General features: G+C 69.3%; 16 protein-coding genes and 2 tRNA genes. 14 read left to right on the top strand and 4 right to left on the bottom strand.

Features of this window, described 5'->3' with window-relative positions; all coding sequences use genetic code 11:
• The first annotated feature begins 100 nt into the window (after positions 1-100).
• The 4 genes from dnaN to AB0B94_RS04030 are packed head-to-tail and all read left to right on the top strand — an operon-like array spanning position 101 to position 3900.
• Positions 101-1234 (top strand): DNA polymerase III subunit beta, encoded by a 1134-nt coding sequence (dnaN, locus tag AB0B94_RS04045; protein ID WP_238669635.1) that lies wholly within the window; start codon positions 101-103, stop codon positions 1232-1234.
• A gap of 39 nt (positions 1235-1273) precedes the next feature.
• Positions 1274-2146 (top strand): phosphogluconate dehydrogenase (NAD(+)-dependent, decarboxylating), encoded by an 873-nt coding sequence (gnd, locus tag AB0B94_RS04040; RefSeq protein WP_238669636.1) that lies wholly within the window; start codon positions 1274-1276, stop codon positions 2144-2146.
• Positions 2147-2162: 16 nt separating this feature from the next.
• A complete protein-coding gene (recF, locus tag AB0B94_RS04035; protein WP_357268040.1) occupies positions 2163-3296 on the top strand; it encodes a DNA replication/repair protein RecF in 1134 nt (377 codons plus the stop codon).
• Positions 3286-3900, top strand: a complete 615-nt coding sequence (locus tag AB0B94_RS04030) for a DciA family protein (protein ID WP_357268038.1) — start codon at positions 3286-3288, stop codon at positions 3898-3900. The genes recF and AB0B94_RS04030 overlap by 11 nt, the downstream gene beginning before the upstream one ends.
• A gap of 9 nt (positions 3901-3909) precedes the next feature.
• Here AB0B94_RS04030 and AB0B94_RS04025 read toward each other — a convergent pair whose 3' ends face one another.
• Positions 3910-4137 (bottom strand): hypothetical protein, encoded by a 228-nt coding sequence (locus AB0B94_RS04025; protein ID WP_238677495.1) that lies wholly within the window; start codon positions 4135-4137, stop codon positions 3910-3912.
• Between the two features lie 125 nt (positions 4138-4262).
• Between AB0B94_RS04025 and AB0B94_RS04020 the strand changes: the two genes are divergently transcribed.
• A complete protein-coding gene (locus AB0B94_RS04020) occupies positions 4263-4751 on the top strand; it encodes a MarR family transcriptional regulator (protein ID WP_357268035.1) in 489 nt (162 codons plus the stop codon).
• On the opposite strand, the gene AB0B94_RS04015 is transcribed toward AB0B94_RS04020, so the two are convergent.
• Positions 4736-5290, bottom strand: coding sequence for a hypothetical protein (locus AB0B94_RS04015; protein ID WP_238669641.1), 555 nt, complete (start codon positions 5288-5290; stop codon positions 4736-4738). The two genes, AB0B94_RS04020 and AB0B94_RS04015, sit on opposite strands and share 16 nt — an antisense overlap.
• Positions 5291-5812: 522 nt before the next feature.
• On the opposite strand from AB0B94_RS04015, the gene gyrB reads away from it, so the two are divergent.
• The 6 genes from gyrB to AB0B94_RS03985 all read left to right on the top strand — a co-directional run bounded on the left by gyrB (position 5813) and on the right by AB0B94_RS03985 (position 11845).
• Positions 5813-7759: a DNA topoisomerase (ATP-hydrolyzing) subunit B gene (gyrB, locus tag AB0B94_RS04010; protein WP_203122992.1), complete on the top strand. Its 1947-nt coding sequence runs from the start codon at positions 5813-5815 to the stop codon at positions 7757-7759.
• 130 nt (positions 7760-7889) lie between these two features.
• Positions 7890-10412 (top strand): DNA gyrase subunit A, encoded by a 2523-nt coding sequence (gene gyrA / locus AB0B94_RS04005; RefSeq protein WP_357268033.1) that lies wholly within the window; start codon positions 7890-7892, stop codon positions 10410-10412.
• Positions 10413-10416: 4 nt separating this feature from the next.
• Complete coding sequence (locus tag AB0B94_RS04000) at positions 10417-11331, top strand: DUF3566 domain-containing protein (protein WP_357268031.1); 915 nt, start codon at positions 10417-10419, stop codon at positions 11329-11331.
• A gap of 151 nt (positions 11332-11482) precedes the next feature.
• Positions 11483-11556 (top strand) — tRNA-Ile (locus AB0B94_RS03995).
• 42 nt (positions 11557-11598) lie between these two features.
• On the top strand, positions 11599-11727 hold the full coding sequence (locus AB0B94_RS03990) for a DLW-39 family protein (protein WP_209444550.1): 129 nt from the start codon (positions 11599-11601) through the stop codon (positions 11725-11727).
• A gap of 42 nt (positions 11728-11769) precedes the next feature.
• A tRNA-Ala gene (locus AB0B94_RS03985) sits at positions 11770-11845 on the top strand.
• A gap of 491 nt (positions 11846-12336) precedes the next feature.
• Here the strand turns inward: AB0B94_RS03985 and AB0B94_RS03980 are convergent.
• Positions 12337-12636: a hypothetical protein gene (locus AB0B94_RS03980; protein ID WP_357268029.1), complete on the bottom strand. Its 300-nt coding sequence runs from the start codon at positions 12634-12636 to the stop codon at positions 12337-12339.
• Positions 12637-12866: 230 nt separating this feature from the next.
• On the opposite strand from AB0B94_RS03980, the gene AB0B94_RS03975 reads away from it, so the two are divergent.
• On the top strand, positions 12867-13193 hold the full coding sequence (locus AB0B94_RS03975; RefSeq protein ID WP_357268027.1) for a hypothetical protein: 327 nt from the start codon (positions 12867-12869) through the stop codon (positions 13191-13193).
• A 101-nt stretch (positions 13194-13294) separates the two neighbouring features.
• Here the strand turns inward: AB0B94_RS03975 and AB0B94_RS03970 are convergent, their stop codons facing one another.
• Positions 13295-14053: a TetR/AcrR family transcriptional regulator gene (locus AB0B94_RS03970; RefSeq protein WP_357268025.1), complete on the bottom strand. Its 759-nt coding sequence runs from the start codon at positions 14051-14053 to the stop codon at positions 13295-13297.
• Positions 14054-14165: 112 nt separating this feature from the next.
• Here AB0B94_RS03970 and AB0B94_RS03965 point away from each other — a divergent pair, with 112 nt between their 5' ends.
• Entirely contained in the window at positions 14166-15365 is a 1200-nt protein-coding gene (locus AB0B94_RS03965; protein ID WP_357268023.1) for a DUF418 domain-containing protein, read from the top strand.
• Positions 15366-15465: 100 nt separating this feature from the next.
• Positions 15466-15768, top strand: coding sequence for a hypothetical protein (locus AB0B94_RS03960; protein ID WP_357268021.1), 303 nt, complete (start codon positions 15466-15468; stop codon positions 15766-15768).
• Positions 15769-15772 lie beyond the last annotated feature (4 nt).

Genomic DNA, 15772 nt, shown 5'->3' with positions numbered 1-15772 from the left:
CCCGCGCCCTAAGGTGCGATGGGTACCCGCACGGTCGGGCGGGACGGTAGGCAGCGGTCGGCATGAGAGAGTTGTCGCTGACGTCGACGCGGAGGCATTGATGAAGTTCCGAGTGGAGCGCGACGCGCTCGCCGAGGCTGTGGCGTGGACCGCAAAAAGCCTGCCCAACCGGCCATCCGTACCGGTGCTCGCCGGGGTGATGCTCCGGGTCACCGACGGCAACCTGCGGGTCTCTGGGTTCGACTACGAGGTCTCCAGCCAGGTGACCGTCGAGGTGCAGGGCGACGCCGACGGCGCCGCGCTCGTCTCCGGCCGCCTGCTCGCCGAGATCACCAAGGCGTTGCCGGCCAAGCCGGTCGACATCGCCGCTGTCGGCGCGCATCTCGAATTGGTCTGCGGCAGTGCCCGGTTCACGCTGCCCACCATGCCGGTGGAGGATTACCCGGCGCTGCCCGAGATGCCGCAGAGCGCCGGCACCGTCGACGCCGCGGCGTTCGCCACCGCCGTGGCCCAGGTGGCCATCGCCGCCGGTCGCGACGAGACGCTGCCGATGATGACCGGTGTCCGCGTCGAGCTGTCGGGCAACACCCTGTCGATGCTCGCCACCGACCGTTACCGGTTGGCGCTGCGCGAGATCCAGTGGCGGCCGGACGACCCCGAGGTGAGCATCAACGCCCTGGTGCCCGCCCGGACCCTGAACGACACCGCCAAGGCCCTCGGCCCGCTGGGCGGCGAGGTCACGCTCGCCCTCGCCCAGGGCGCTGCTGGCGAGGGCATGGTCGGCCTCGCCGGCGGCACCCGACGTACCACCAGCCGGCTGCTCGACGGCGCCAACTACCCGCCGGTGCGGTCGCTCTTCCCGGCCACGCACAACGCCGCGGCCCGGGTGCCGGTCAGCACGCTGATCGAGGTGGTCAAGCGGGTCGCGCTGGTCGCCGAACGGACCACCCCGGTGCTGCTCAGCTTCAGCGCCGACGGCCTAGTGGTCGAGGCCGGCGGTTCCGAGGAGGCGCGGGCCAGCGAGGCGATGGAGGCCACCTTCACCGGTGAGCCACTGACCATCGGCTTCAACCCGCAGTACCTCATCGACGGTCTGGCAAACCTGGGCGCTCAGACGGCCGTGCTCTCGTTCGTCGACGCCTTCAAGCCCGCGGTGATCTCTCCCGCTGGCGAGGATGGCGAGGTCATTCCGGGGTACCGGTACCTCATCATGCCGATCCGCGTCTCGCGCTGATCGCGCCCAGCAACACCAGATCCACGGAGGTAGAAACACATGCAGCTCGGCCTGGTAGGACTCGGCCGTATGGGCGGCAACATGCGGGAGCGGTTGCGTTCGGCCGGGCACGAGGTGGTCGGCTTCGACCACAACGCGCAGATCAGCGACGTCACGACCATCGCGGGCCTGGCAGAGAAGCTTGAGTCGCCGCGCGCGGTCTGGGTGATGGTGCCCGCCGGTGTCACCGACGCCACCATCGACGAACTCGCCGAGGTGCTCGGCGAGGGCGACATCATCATCGACGGCGGCAACTCGCGCTTCAGCGACGACGCGCCCCGCGCGGAGCGGCTCCACCAGCGGGGCATCGGCTACCTGGACGTCGGGGTCTCCGGCGGCGTCTGGGGCCGGCAGAACGGCTACGGACTGATGGTCGGTGGCGCCCAGGAGCACGTGGACCGCCTGATGCCGATCTTCAACGCGCTCAAGCCGGAGGGTGAGTTCGGCTTCGTGCACGCCGGCCCTGTCGGTGCCGGCCACTACTCGAAGATGGTGCACAACGGCATCGAGTACGGGCTGATGCACGCCTACGCCGAGGGCTACGAGCTGATGGCCGCCTCGGAGCTGGTGACCAACGTGCCGGGCGTCATCAAGTCCTGGCGGGAGGGCACGGTCGTCCGTTCCTGGCTGCTCGACCTGCTGGACCGGGCGCTCGACGAGGACCCGGAGCTGGCCGATCTGAGCGGCTACACGGAGGACACCGGCGAGGGCCGGTGGACGGTGGACGAGGCGGTCCGGCTTGCGGTGCCGCTGAACGTCATCACCGCTTCGTTGTTCGCCCGGTTCGCCTCGCGGCAGGACGACTCGCCCGCCATGAAGGCTGTCTCCGCGCTGCGTCAGCAGTTCGGTGGCCACGCCGTCCACAAGCGCTGAGCGGTATCCACAACCTGTGTACGTTCACCGGCTGGAACTGGTCGACTTCCGCTCGTACGAGCGGGTGGCCGTCGACCTCCAGCCGGGGGCGAACGTCCTGATCGGCGCCAACGGCGTCGGCAAGACCAACCTCGTCGAGGCGCTGGGCTACGTGGCGACCCTGGACTCGCACCGGGTCGCCACCGATGCGCCTCTGGTCCGGATGGGCGCCACGTCCGCGGTGATCCGCTGCGCGGTGGTGCACGACGGGCGCGAACTCCTCGTCGAGCTGGAGATCGTGCCCGGCAAGGCCAACAGGGCCCGACTGGGCCGCTCACCGGCGCGGCGGGCCAGAGACGTGCTCGGCGCGCTCCGGCTGGTGCTGTTCGCCCCGGAGGATCTTGAGCTGGTCCGGGGCGATCCGGCCGAGCGCCGTCGCTACCTGGACGACCTGCTGGTCAACAGGCAGCCCCGGTTCGCGGGCGTGCGGGCCGACTACGAGCGGGTCGTCAAGCAGCGCAACGCCCTGCTGCGCACCGCCTACCTGGCTCGCAAGACCGGTGGCTCCAGGGGTGGCGACCTCGGCACCCTCGCGGTCTGGGACACCCACCTGGCCCAGCACGGGGCGGAGCTGCTCGCCGGCCGCCTGGAGCTGGTGGCCGCGCTCACCCCGCACGTGGCCAAGGCGTACGACGCGGTGGCCGCCGGTCGGGGTGCGGCGAGCATCACCTACCGGCCCTCGATCGAGTTGGTCGAGCCGACTACCGATCGGGTCGCGCTGGCCGAGGCGCTGACGGCGGCCCTGGCCGCGTCCCGCTCCGCCGAGATCGAGCGGGGCACCACCCTGGTTGGCCCACACCGCGACGAGTTGGCGCTGAGCCTCGGCCCACTGCCCGCCAAGGGGTACGCCAGCCACGGCGAGTCGTGGTCGTTCGCCCTCGCGTTGCGGCTGGCCGGGTACGACCTGTTGCGGGCCGACGGCATCGAGCCGGTGCTGGTCCTCGACGATGTCTTCGCGGAGTTGGACACCGGCCGCCGGGAGCGGTTGGCGGAGCTGGTCGGCGGGGCGAGCCAGCTGCTGGTCACCTGCGCGGTGGACGACGACGTGCCGGCCGCCCTGCGCGGCACCCGCTACCAGGTCGGCGAAGGGACGGTACGCCGTGTCGGATGAGCCAGGCAGCAAACGACCAGCGGCCGGCGACGGTCCTGCTGCGCGTACCCCGAAGGCGGCGGAGGGATCGGCGGGCGGTGAGCCGGCGGCGGCCGCCAGCGGGCCGGAGCTGGCCCGGGCGGTGCTCGACGCGGCGCTGTCCCGACGGCAGGCGGCGGCCCGCGCCCGGCGTACCCCCGGCGGCGGCGATGCTGCCGGCGGCGGCTCGGGACGGCGGTTGCGCGGTTACTCCGGCCCCGGCCCCGACCCGCGCGATCCGCAGCCGCTCAGCGCCGTGCTGAACCGGCTGGTGAAGGCGCGCGGCTGGCAGCAGCCGGCCGCCGAGGCCACGGTGTTCGGCGCCTGGGAGCGGGTTGTCGGCGCGGAGGTCGCGCAGAACAGTCGCCCGGTGAAGTTGGAGAACGGCGAGCTGACGGTGGAGGCGCGCTCGACCGCCTGGGCCACCCAGCTGCGGCTGCTCGCCGGCTCGCTGCTCAAGCAGATCGCCAGCGAGGTCGGGCACAACGTGGTGCGCAAGCTGCACATCCACGGCCCTGCCGCGCCCTCCTGGGGGAAGGGCCCGCGGCGGGTACGCGGCCGGGGGCCGCGCGACACGTACGGCTGAGCGGGCCGTTCAGCCGCGCCGGTCGGCCGCCCGGGCTGCCCGCTTGCGTTCCCGCTGCTCCCGGGTGAAGCGTTTGCGTTCGGCCAGGTCACGCTTCCACGCCTCGCGGGCCTCGGCCGAGCCGCCCTGCACCGCGCCCTGGACACCCTCGGCCGGGCCGGCGAGGTGCCGGAAGGCCCAACGCATCAGTCGACCGCCCTCGCCCGGGGCCCTGGTGATCGCGCCGTCCTCGCTCATCTGCCGTCCTCTTCCCCGCGTCGCCTCGCCGGTTCTCGCCCATCGCACGAGCAGACCTTTGGGGCACCAATGGTTGGTGTACCAATGATCGGTACGATAGTCACCGTGCGGAGCGAGGGCAACCGATGAGCGAACGACCTGACAGCGTCGACCCGCTGGCCCTGGAGCAGCAGGTCTGCTTCGCCCTCTCGGTGGCAGCGCGCAGCGTGGTGGCCGTCTACCGGCCGCTGCTGGAGCCGATGGGGCTGACCCATCCGCAGTACCTGGTGATGTTGGCGCTCTGGCAGCACGCGCCGCTGTCCGGCCGCGACCTCAGCCGCCTGCTCCAGCTCGACCCGGGCACGCTGTCACCCCTGCTCAAGCGGTTGGAGACGGCCGGCTACCTGCGCCGGGAACGCGACCCGAACGACGAGCGCAGCCTCGCCGTCACCCTCACCGCCAGCGGCGCCGCGCTGCGGAGTCAGGCCGAGCTGATCCCGGCCGCGATCGTGCAGCGGCTCGGGCTGCCCGTCGAGGACCTGCAACACCTGCACGCGGTGCTCACGCAGCTGATCGCGGCCGCCAACCGACCGGGCGCCTCGGAGAGTGACGCGGCGGCTCAGACGTCGGCGTAGACGGCGAACCCGCGCTCGGCGCAGCGCCTGTAGAACGCGGCCAGCACGCCCAGCTCCGCGCAGGTGAAGTTCCACTGCGGCGGAGCACCGCTCTCGTCGCGCAGCGCGTCGAGCCGGCTCTCCAGCCAGCGCAGCTGCTGCTCGGCCAACCGACCGTCGCCGAGCAGGGAGCGCAGCACGATGCTCACCGACTCGAAGGTGACCGCCTCGCCTGTCGCGCGGTGCGCGGCCACGAACCGTTCGATGCCGCTCGCGATCCAGGAGCAGCCGTCCGGATCGATCACCGGGTCCTCGTCCTCGGCGGCGGCGTCTGTGGCGTACAACACACCTTCGAGGCCGAGAAGCAGATCCACCAACTCGGTGTAGGCGGTCGCCCGGATGGTGCCGGTCTTCGCGATCAGCTCGGCCAGCGCCGCCGTCGGCGCGGAGATGCGCGGCAGGTCGACGATCTCGCCGAAGTCGACGAACTCGGCCGGCGCGACCGGATCGTAGAAGCGGCCGGTCCGCGGCCAGTGCACCGCGACGTTGTCCAGCCCCATCTGTCACCTCTTAAAGAGCACGTGTCGGGTCGATCGGGTCGATCGTCCCGGTTCCGGCCGGTAAAGATCAAGCCTGGTTCCGGAGCGCCGCAAACGTACGGCACTGACGCTTCGGCCGCGACCCCCGACCCGCCCGAGCGCGGGTCAACCCGTTCGGGGACGGCGCGTGCGATCGGACCGTGGCGTGTGGGGGGAGTCGCGGGCAATGGGGTTCTGCCGGCTACGGACTTCTCAGCCGCCTCGCTGAGGGTGCCGAGTGGTGGTTCTGTCCCCCGCGCACAGTAGGATTGACAGCGAGACGAAGACCCGGTGCGGGAGTGGGACGGGGCCGGTGGCCCAGATTCATTCTCCACGTCGGGTCGAGCCGATCGCGATCCGCGGGCAACCGCGGCGACCGGCGCGTTCGACCCGCTGTCCGGAGTTCTCCGGCGCCGGTCCGCGCGCGCCGACGTCGCGTCCTGTCCGCCGAACCCGCGCCCGACGCGCCCTACCGGCGCGGCTGACGCGAGAAAGTGGCCGAGGGTGGCAGCGCAGGACAAGCAGGAGTACGGCGCAGAGTCGATCACCGTTCTCGAGGGGCTGGAGGCGGTTCGCAAGCGGCCCGGTATGTACATCGGGTCCACCGGCGAGCGCGGTCTGCACCACCTCGTCTGGGAGGTCGTCGACAACGCGGTCGACGAGGCGCTGGCCGGATACTGCGACACCATCGACGTGGTGCTGCTCGCCGACGGCGGCGTCCGGGTCACCGACAACGGCCGTGGTTTCCCCGTCGACCTCCACCCGAAGCTCAAGAAGCCGGGTGTCGAGGTCGCGTTGACCATCCTGCACGCGGGTGGCAAGTTCGACGGCAAGGCGTACGCGGTCTCCGGTGGTCTGCACGGCGTCGGTGTCTCCGTGGTGAACGCGCTCTCCACCAAGATGTTCGTCGAGATCCACAAGTCCGGCTCCGTGTGGCGGCAGCACTACACCAACTCCAAGCCGAGCCCGCTGGAGAAGGGCGAGGCCACCGACCGCACCGGCTCGGCGGTCTCCTTCTGGCCCGACCCCGACGTCTTCGAGACCGTCGACTTCGACTTCCAGACCATCTACCGGCGTCTGCAGGAGATGGCGTTCCTCAACCGCGCCCTGCGCATCCACCTGCTCGACGAGCGGGTGGCCGAGGAGGAGGACGGCCGGCAGCGCGAGGTCACCTTCTACTACGAGGGCGGCATCGCGGACTTCGTCCGGCACCTCAACGCCTCGAAGAGCCCGATCCACAAGACAGTGGTCGAGTTCGAGGCCGAAGAGGAGGGCATGTCGCTCGAGATCGCCATGCAGTGGAACGAGTCGTACGGCGAGTCGGTCTACACCTTCGCCAACACGATCAACACCCACGAGGGCGGCACCCACGAGGAGGGCTTCCGGTCCGCGCTGACCAGCGTGGTCAACCGGTACGGCACCGACAAGAAGCTGCTCAAGGGCGACGAGAAGCTCTCCGGCGAGGACATCCGCGAAGGGCTCGCGGCGATCATCTCGGTCAAGCTGGCCAACCCGCAGTTCGAGGGTCAGACCAAGACCAAGCTGGGCAACACCCCGGTGAAGAGCTTCGTGCAGCGGGTCTGCAACGACCGGCTTGTCGACTGGTTCGACCGCAACCCGGCCGAGGCCAAGATGATCATCACGAAGGCGTCCCAGGCGGCCCGCGCCCGGATCGCCGCCCAGCAGGCGCGCAAGCTGGCCCGGCGCAAGTCGCTGCTGGAGTCCGGCTCGATGCCGGGCAAGCTGGCCGACTGCCAGTCGACCGATCCCCGCGAGTCCGAGGTGTTCATCGTCGAGGGCGACTCGGCCGGCGGCTCGGCCAAGCAGGGCCGCGACCCGCGGACCCAGGCGATCCTGCCGATCCGCGGCAAGATCCTCAACGTGGAGAAGGCCCGGATCGACCGGGTGCTGAAGAACAACGAGGTCCAGGCGCTGATCACCGCGCTGGGCACCGGCATCCACGACGACTTCGACATGGAGAAGCTGCGGTACCACAAGGTGGTGCTGATGGCCGACGCGGACGTCGACGGCCAGCACATCCAGACGCTGCTGCTCACCCTGCTGTTCCGCTTCATGCGTCCGCTGGTCGAGATGGGGCACGTCTACCTGGCCGCCCCGCCGCTCTACAAGATCAAGTGGAACAAGAAGGGCGACGACGCCCAGTACGCGTACTCCGACCGTGAGCGGGACGGCCTGATCGCGCTGCGCCAGCAGAAGAAGCCGAACGCCAAGCCGGACGACATTCAGCGCTTCAAGGGCCTCGGCGAGATGAACTATCCCGAGCTGTGGGAAACCACTATGAACCCGGCGACGCGTACCCTGCGTCAGGTCACTCTCGACGACGCGGCGACCGCCGACGAGTTGTTCAGTGTGCTGATGGGTGAGGACGTCGAGGCGCGCCGGTCGTTCATCCAGCGCAACGCCAAGGACGTGCGGTTCCTGGACATCTGACGGACTGCGCCGGATCGATCGGGCACTGCCCGGCCGATCCGGCGGTCCACAGAGTTATCCACAGCTTGGCCGGTATCCACAGCCGTTATCCACAGCACGAAAACGACTCTGAGTCTGATAAGGGTATACAGTGACCGATTCTCCCGAGTCCACACCGAACGAGCCCGAGGTTCCCGCCGAGGCCATCGCCGCGGTGGTCGCGCACGACCGGATCGAACCGGTCGGGCTCGAGGTGGAGATGCAGCGCTCCTACCTCGACTACGCGATGAGCGTCATCGTCGGTCGCGCGCTGCCGGACGTCCGGGACGGCCTCAAGCCGGTCCACCGCAAGATCCTCTACGCGATGTTCGACTCCGGCTACCGTCCGGACCGCGGCTACGTGAAGTGCTCCCGCGTCGTCGGTGACGTGATGGGTCAGTTCCACCCGCACGGCGACTCGGCGATCTACGACGCGCTGGTCCGGATGGCGCAGCCCTGGTCGCTGCGCTACCCGCTGGTCGACGGCAACGGCAACTTCGGCTCGCCGGGTAACGACCCGGCCGCCGCCATGCGATACACCGAGTGCAAGCTCGACCCCCTCGCCATGGAGATGCTGCGGGACATCGACGAGGACACCGTCGACCTGCAGGACAACTACGACGGCCGGGCCAAGGAGCCCACCATCCTGCCGTCGCGGATCCCCAACCTCCTGGTCAACGGCTCCGAGGGCATCGCGGTCGGCATGGCCACCAAGATCCCGCCGCACAACCTGCGGGAGATCGGCGCGGCGGTGCAGTGGTGCCTGGAGCACCCGGAGGAGGACGAGGAGACCACCCTCGAAGCCCTGCTCGGCATCGTCAAGGGCCCGGACTTCCCGACCCACGGCCTGATCGTCGGCACCACAGCGATCCAGGACGCGTACCGCACGGGCCGCGGCTCGATCCGGATGCGCGCCGTGGTGGAGGTCGAGGAGGACAAGCGGGGCCGCCCCTGCCTGGTCGTCAGCGAGTTGCCCTACCAGGTCAACCCGGACAACCTCGCCGAGCGGATCGCCGAGCTGATCAAGGAGGGCAAGCTCGCCGGGATCGCCGACATCCGCGACGAGTCCTCCGGTCGTACCGGCATGCGGATCGTCCTGGTGCTCAAGCGCGACGCGGTCGCGAAGGTCGTGCTGAACAACCTTTACAAGCACACCCAGCTCCAGGAGACCTTCGGCGCCAACATGCTGGCCCTGGTCGACGGGGTGCCGCGCACGCTCAACCTGGCCCAGTTCATCCGCTACTACGTCGAGCACCAGATCGACGTGATCCGCCGGCGGACCGCGTACCGGCTGCGCAAGGCCGAGGAGCGGGCGCACATCCTGCGCGGCCTGGGCAAGGCGCTGGACGCGCTGGACGAGGTGATCGCCCTGATCCGGCGCTCGCCGACTGTTGACGACGCCCGGCAGGGCCTGATCCGGCTGCTGGAGATCGACGAGATCCAGGCGACAGCGATCCTGGACATGCAACTGCGCCGGCTCGCCGCCCTGGAGCGGCAGCGGATCATCGACGACCTGGCGAAGCTCGAGATCGAGATCGCCGACCTCAAGGACATCCTCGCCAAGCCCGAGCGGCAGCGGAAGATCGTCTCGGAGGAGCTGGGCGAGATCGTCACCAAGTGGGGCGACGACCGCCGGACGCAGATCATCCCGTTCGACGGCGAGGTCTCCATGGAGGACCTCATCGCCCGCGAGGACGTGGTCGTCACGATCACCCGCACCGGGTACGCCAAGCGGACCAAGGTCGATCTGTACCGCTCGCAGCGACGCGGCGGTAAGGGCGTCAGTGGCGCCACGCTGCGGCAGGACGACATCGTCAGCCACTTCTTCGTCTGCTCGACCCACGACTGGATCCTGTTCTTCACGAACAAGGGCCGCGTCTACCGGGCCAAGGCGTACGAGTTGCCGGAGGCCAGTAGGGTAGCCAAGGGCCAACACGTGGCCAATCTGCTCGCCTTCCTACCCGACGAGCAGATAGCGCAGATCATTGAGATCCCGAACTACCAGGTAGCCCCCTATCTGGTACTGGCCACGAAGAACGGCCTGGTGAAGAAGACGCGGCTCGAGGAGTTCGACTCCAACCGTTCCGGCGGCATCATCGCGATCAACCTGCGCGATGAGGACGAGCTGGTCGGTGCTGCGCTGGTTGCGCCGGAGAACGACCTGCTGCTGGTCTCGAAGAAGGCGCAGGCGATCCGGTTCAACGCCTCGGACGAGGCGTTGCGGCCGATGGGCCGGGCCACCTCGGGTGTGATCGGCATGCGCTTCACGGACGACGACGTCCTGCTCGCCATGGAAGTCGTGCGGGAAGGTTTGGACGTGCTGGTGGCCACGAACGGGGGATACGCGAAGCGGACCCCGATCGAGGAATACCCGGTGCAGGGCCGGGGAGGTAAGGGCGTGTTGACTGCAAAGATCACCGAACGGCGCGGCGGTCTGGTTGGCGCGGTGGTGATCGATCCGGACGACGAGCTGTTCGCGATCACCAGCAACGGTGGTGTCATTCGGACTCCGGTGAAGCCTGTACGGCGTACGCGTGACCGGAACACAATGGGGGTCAAGCTGATGGACCTCCCGGACGGCGTGACTATCGTGGCGATTGCTCGCAATGCCGACGAGCCTGACGAACAGGACTAGTTGAATGACGGAGACACAGGCGAAGTCGGGGAACACGGGGACCTCGGCCAAACCGGTCGACGAGGAGGCCGCCAAGGGCGGCACACCAGCGACCGGCCGCGCGGCCGTGGGCCGGGCGACGGTCCCCGCCGACGCGCCTGCCCCGAAGTTCACCAGGGCTCCAGGCATGACACCCCCGCCGGAGCAGCCGGGCGAAGATGGCGAGTCCGGCGACAAGACCGAGGCGTCCAGCGCCGAGGCGCCGACGTCGGCCGCCGCCAGCCCTCCGGGTCCGGCGACGGCACCCCCGGCACGTCCGGCGACCACCCAACCGATCGGTCTCCGGCCCGGTCAGGCGGCGTCAACCGGGTCCACCGGCACCCAGCCGCGGATCACACCCGGGATGACCCAGCCGCAGCCTGACTCGGCGCGGGCGACCGCCACTGCCGGCCGTCCGGCCAGCGGCGGTGGCCTCCCACCGGGGATCGGCAACGCGTCCGCCGTCGGCGCAGCCCGCGTCGGTGACGCGGTGCGTGCGGCGCGTACGTCGGTCAGCTCGGCCGCCTCCCGCGGGCCGCGTCGGGCCCGGCTGAACCTCAAGCGGATCGATCCGTGGTCCGTGATGAAGTTCGCATTCGCGGTGTCGGTGGTGCTCTTCATCGTCGTGGTGGTGGCCACCTCGGTGCTCTACCTGGCGCTGGACGCGATGGGTGTGTTCCAGAGCGTCAACGAGAGCCTGAGCGATCTGGTCAACGCCGGCGGTGGGCAGAGCACCAGCGGCTTTCAGATCACCGCCAAGGGCGTGATTCTCAGCTCGGCGCTGATCGGCCTGGTCAACGTGGTGCTGTTCACCGCGCTGGCCACCCTTGGCGCGTTCGTCTACAACGTCTGCGCCGACCTGGTCGGCGGGATCGAGCTGACCCTCGCCGAGCGGGACTGAGTGACCGGGACGCCGGGGCACCGCGGAAAGCGGTCGCTCCGGCGTCCCGTACTCGGGTAGGTTTTGCAGGCGACGACGGGCCTGGCACGCAAGCTCGGACCCCGATTTGGGGCCGGCGGAGCGGATGGGTTAATCTTGCTCGTCGCAACGCGGGGCTATAGCTCAGTCGGTTAGAGCGCAGAGCTGATAACTCTGAGGTCGATGGTTCGATTCCATCTAGCCCCACCGCATGTCGTCCGACGGTAGTCGAGCGCGAGGGGTCGCCCCATGTTCAAGAAGCTGCTGATTCTGGCTGGCGTCGTCGGTGTGGCCGCCGTCGTGTTCAACAAGATCAAGGCGTCAAACGACGAGCGTGCCCTGTGGCACGAGGCGACGACCGCGCCCGACCTGCGCTGACGCTCGGCCCGGCGACGAGCGATCGTCGCCAGGGCCACCCGCGGGGCCCTAGCTCAACTGGCAGAGCACTGCCTTTGCAAGGCAGGGGTTAGGGGTTCAAGTCCCCTGGGCTCCACCAGCACTTTCTTCGGTTGATTCGATCCGAGCACAGCCAAGCCGGTCGCGCCGTCCCCTCCTGGCCGAGAATCCGGTCAATGGCCGAGGCAGCGTGACGAGTCCGCGCCGGCAGGACGTGCCCGTAGGCGTCGGCCGTCATCCGGATTGTGGAGTGCCCGAGCAGCTCCATCACCGTGCGCAGCTCCTCGCCCTTTTGACGGGAGCATGTCGGCTGATGGTCGTCGGGTACCGCTGCCTGCTCCTCGGGCCGCCCACGGTGGGTCTGACCATCGGCGCGATAGCCCTCTGGTCCCTGAAGCCACCGCTGGTCTGGATGCCGATCGCCATCACGTTTGGGACAGTGTTTGTCGGGGTGGCTGCGATATGGGTCGGGCTGGCGACTCTGTACGCCTGCCGACTCATGCCACGGGGTGGCACCAACCGACACGCAGCCCTGATGAGGGCCCTGCGACGGGACGTGAATGCCGCGAGCGAGGCGTGGCATGTCGCCGGTCATAAAACCTGTAGATCGAGCCCGCTCTCGGGCCGCAGGAACGTCGCCGTGAACGTCATTGAACGTTCCGCTATGGTCGCTTCCAAAGCAATCGTCTCCGTGCCGGCGAGGTCCACCTCAACCGGCGCACTGCTCTGCCAGTCCAGATGAGCCCGCACCACATGCCGGCCTGGCGCTACGTCGACACTCTGGACGGCTCCACGCCTCAGGCGTGCCACGACTTGCCCATCAACCTCGATCTTGATACGGCGCAGCAGGCCACCAGCGTCCAGGGCGCGACTAACGGTGATCCTCGGCATGCGTGTCCCATCCCTCCCTGCTGCGCGGTGGCACATCGAAGTACCTCAGCGCCGTGCATGCCAAACCAGAGGGAGGCGAGTACGGCCATCCGTACAGCCGACACCGCGGCTGTCGCCGAATCTTCATGGTCACCATGCTCGGCAGCTCGGGTGCGATCCACAAGGGATGGGTGCGGGGGTGACGAGCCGCCCGGATGGTTTAGCCTCTTCCCGGCAGGGGATCCGCGCTCATGCGGATCAACATCGACGAACCGGATGCGGTCGAGAAGTTTTGGGAAGGGATGCGGGAGGTGGCCGCTGCCGCTACCCGGCACCAGGACGACGACCTGTACGACGCGCTCGTCAAGATCGGTAGATCCGCGCTGGCCCAGGGGGTCGAACTGGTGCCGTCCAGCGGATTCTTCCTCCAGTGCCCCATTTGTAGCGCCAGGTCGGGTCAGCGCTGCATCAACGTGGCCGGCCACGTGCTGGGCGAGAGCACACTCCATTCGGAGCGCGTCGAATTGGCCGAGAAGGCGATCAGCGGTGAGGTCCCGCTGCCTGCGCCGATGCGGTGACGACCTTTCCGCGCCGACGAGCGCTGACGGGGAGGTGGGCGGTATGGCGCTGAGGTGCAGCGATCCTTGCGACCCGGCCGCCGGGCTCTGACCGCGTGCGGTCAGGAGTCGGAGTGAGCGATGCGGACGGCGATGCCGTCGAGGATCAACTCCAGCCCCAGTGAGAAGTCCGCGTCGGCGATCGCCTGGTCGGGGGTGTCCGACGGCGGCGCCTCGAACAGTGTCGAGGAGAACAGCCGGGCCGTCTCGGGGAAGCGGTCGGGGTCGACGAGTCGGGCCAGCGCGCGGCCGTAGTCGCGTTCGGCGTCGGCCTGACCCTTGCCGTCGGCCCTACCCTCGGCGAGTTCGCTGAACTGCCGTACCGACTGGACCACGTAGCCGCTGATCAGCGACATCGCGCCGATCTTGTGCGCCCAGTCCAGGAGGGTGCCGGACATGATCGCCAGCGCGGCCTCCATCCAGGCGATCTGGTGCGGCCCGGAGGGCGGTCCGGCGACGGGCACGCGCGTCAACCACGGCCGACGCTGAAGCACTGCGCGGTGCTCGGAGGCCCACCTGCGCAGTCCTTCCCGCCAGTCGGGGGCGGCGATGGCCGGCGGTGGGCCCAGTGCGGCGTCGGCCATGAGGGTGAGCAGCTCGTCCTTGGAGCCGACGTGCCGGTAGAGCGACATGCTCGTGAAGCCGAGGCTCTTGGCGACTCTGGGAAGCGTGACGCCGTCGAGACCGTCACTGTCGGCGATGCCGACCGCCGCGGCGACGACCACGTTGACGTCGAGCGACGCGGGCCGTCCCAGACGCGACGGCTCTGACATCCCCCACAGCCGGCGCAGCGGTGCCGGAACAAAATCGTCGCTGGTCATGGGCTCCCACGTTCGCCCGGAAGGTTACGTCCACATCATGACAGACAGCATTAGTGTACGTCTGATACTTTCTCTCTGAAACTAAAGCCGAGTCGCGCGGGGAGAGACGACAATGAGCACTGACAGCGCAGTACGGACATCGAGAGGGCCGGTGCTGCGCACCGAGCGGGCCCTCGCGCCGGATCTGGCCCGGGGAGCGATGCTGCTGATAATCGCGCTCGCCAACGTCGCCGGAGTCGTCTTCGCCGGCGAACCCGGCCTCGACGCCACCCCGGAAGGCGTCGATCGCGGCCTCAACTTCCTGCTCTTCGAACTCGTCCATGCCCGCGGCTATCCGGTCTTCGCCGTGATGTTCGGCTACGGCCTCGTCCAGCTCGCCCGCCGCCAGGACGCCTCCGGCGCCACTCCGAAGCGGGTCCGCTCAGTGCTGCTGCGTCGTAACCTCTGGCTCGTCGTTTTCGGTTTCGCGCACGCCACCCTGCTCTACTACGGCGACTTCCTCGGCGCGTACGGAATCGTCGGGATCGCGATGACCCTGTTGCTGCTGCGCCGCGGCGACAGGTTCCACCGCATCGTGCTGGTGCTCTGGGCGCTGTCGGCGGTCGAGATGCTGGTCATCGGTGCCCTGGTGGCGAGCGGCATCCTCGGCGGGTCGGGCGGGTCGGCACCGCTGCCGTCGGGCCACGTCGACTCTCTCGCCGCGCCCGACTACGTGGCGGCCATGCTGGCCCGCCTCGGCGAATGGCCGGTGCACACGCTGACAGTCCTGCCCTTCATCATGATCGCCTGGCTGGGCATGTGGGCCGCGCGCCGCCGGATCCTCGAGGAGCCGGCTCGACACCGGACCCTGCTCACCTGGACCGCCGTCCTCGGCCTCGGCGCCGCAGTCCTCGGCGGCCTCCCGGCCGCCCTGGTCAGTGCCGGATGGCTGCACGTCGACGAGTCAGCCGCCAGCCTGATGCTGCTGCTCCACGGGGTCAGCGGCATGTTCGCCGGACCGGGATACGTGGCCGTCTTCGGCCTGATCGCCATGCGGGCCCACCGATCCGGCCCCGTCGTCGGCGCTCTCGCAGCCCTGGGCCAGCGCTCCCTGTCGGGATACCTGTTCCAGTCCGTGGCCTGGCTCGTCCTCCTGGCGCCCTTCACGCTCGCCCTCGGCGACCGGTTCAACAACCCCACGGTGACCGGTCTGATCATCGCGGTGGCCGTCTGGCTCGTCACCGTCCTGATCGCCAGTCAGCTCGACAGGCGCAAGCAACCCGGCCCCGCCGAGATCGTCCTGCGCCGCCTGACCTACCGGCCACGGACGTGATCGCCGCCGCCTGAAGCCGCCTCGGTGCTGGTGGCTTGGTGGACCACCAGCACCGAGGAATCGGCTTCCCACCCGGCGCCGCGCTCGCCATGATTCATCGGTGGACGAACAGCCGGAGCCCGTCATCCTGCACCTGTACTGCCGTGTCGACGTGATGGTCACCGATCCGGCTGCTGTCACCGGTCACGCCGTGGCCGATCTGCGATCCGCCGGGATCGACTGGTCCACCGAGGAGGACGCCCTCGACACGGCCGCTGCGGAGTTGCGGGGCGACCTGACCGCCTCGCTGGCCAGCGTCGCGGACATCAGCCGACTCGTCGACGACATCCCAGGCGTCGAGTTTCGGGGCGGCCACTGCTGGGCCGAGTCCGGCCCGGTGCGGGAGGCCTTTCCGGCACGCTAGTGAC

This window comes from Micromonospora sp. NPDC048986 (assembly GCF_040649335.1).
Taxonomy (GTDB): Bacteria; Actinomycetota; Actinomycetes; order Mycobacteriales; family Micromonosporaceae; genus Micromonospora; species Micromonospora alfalfae.
This window is presented reverse-complemented; position numbering and strand designations above follow the sequence as displayed.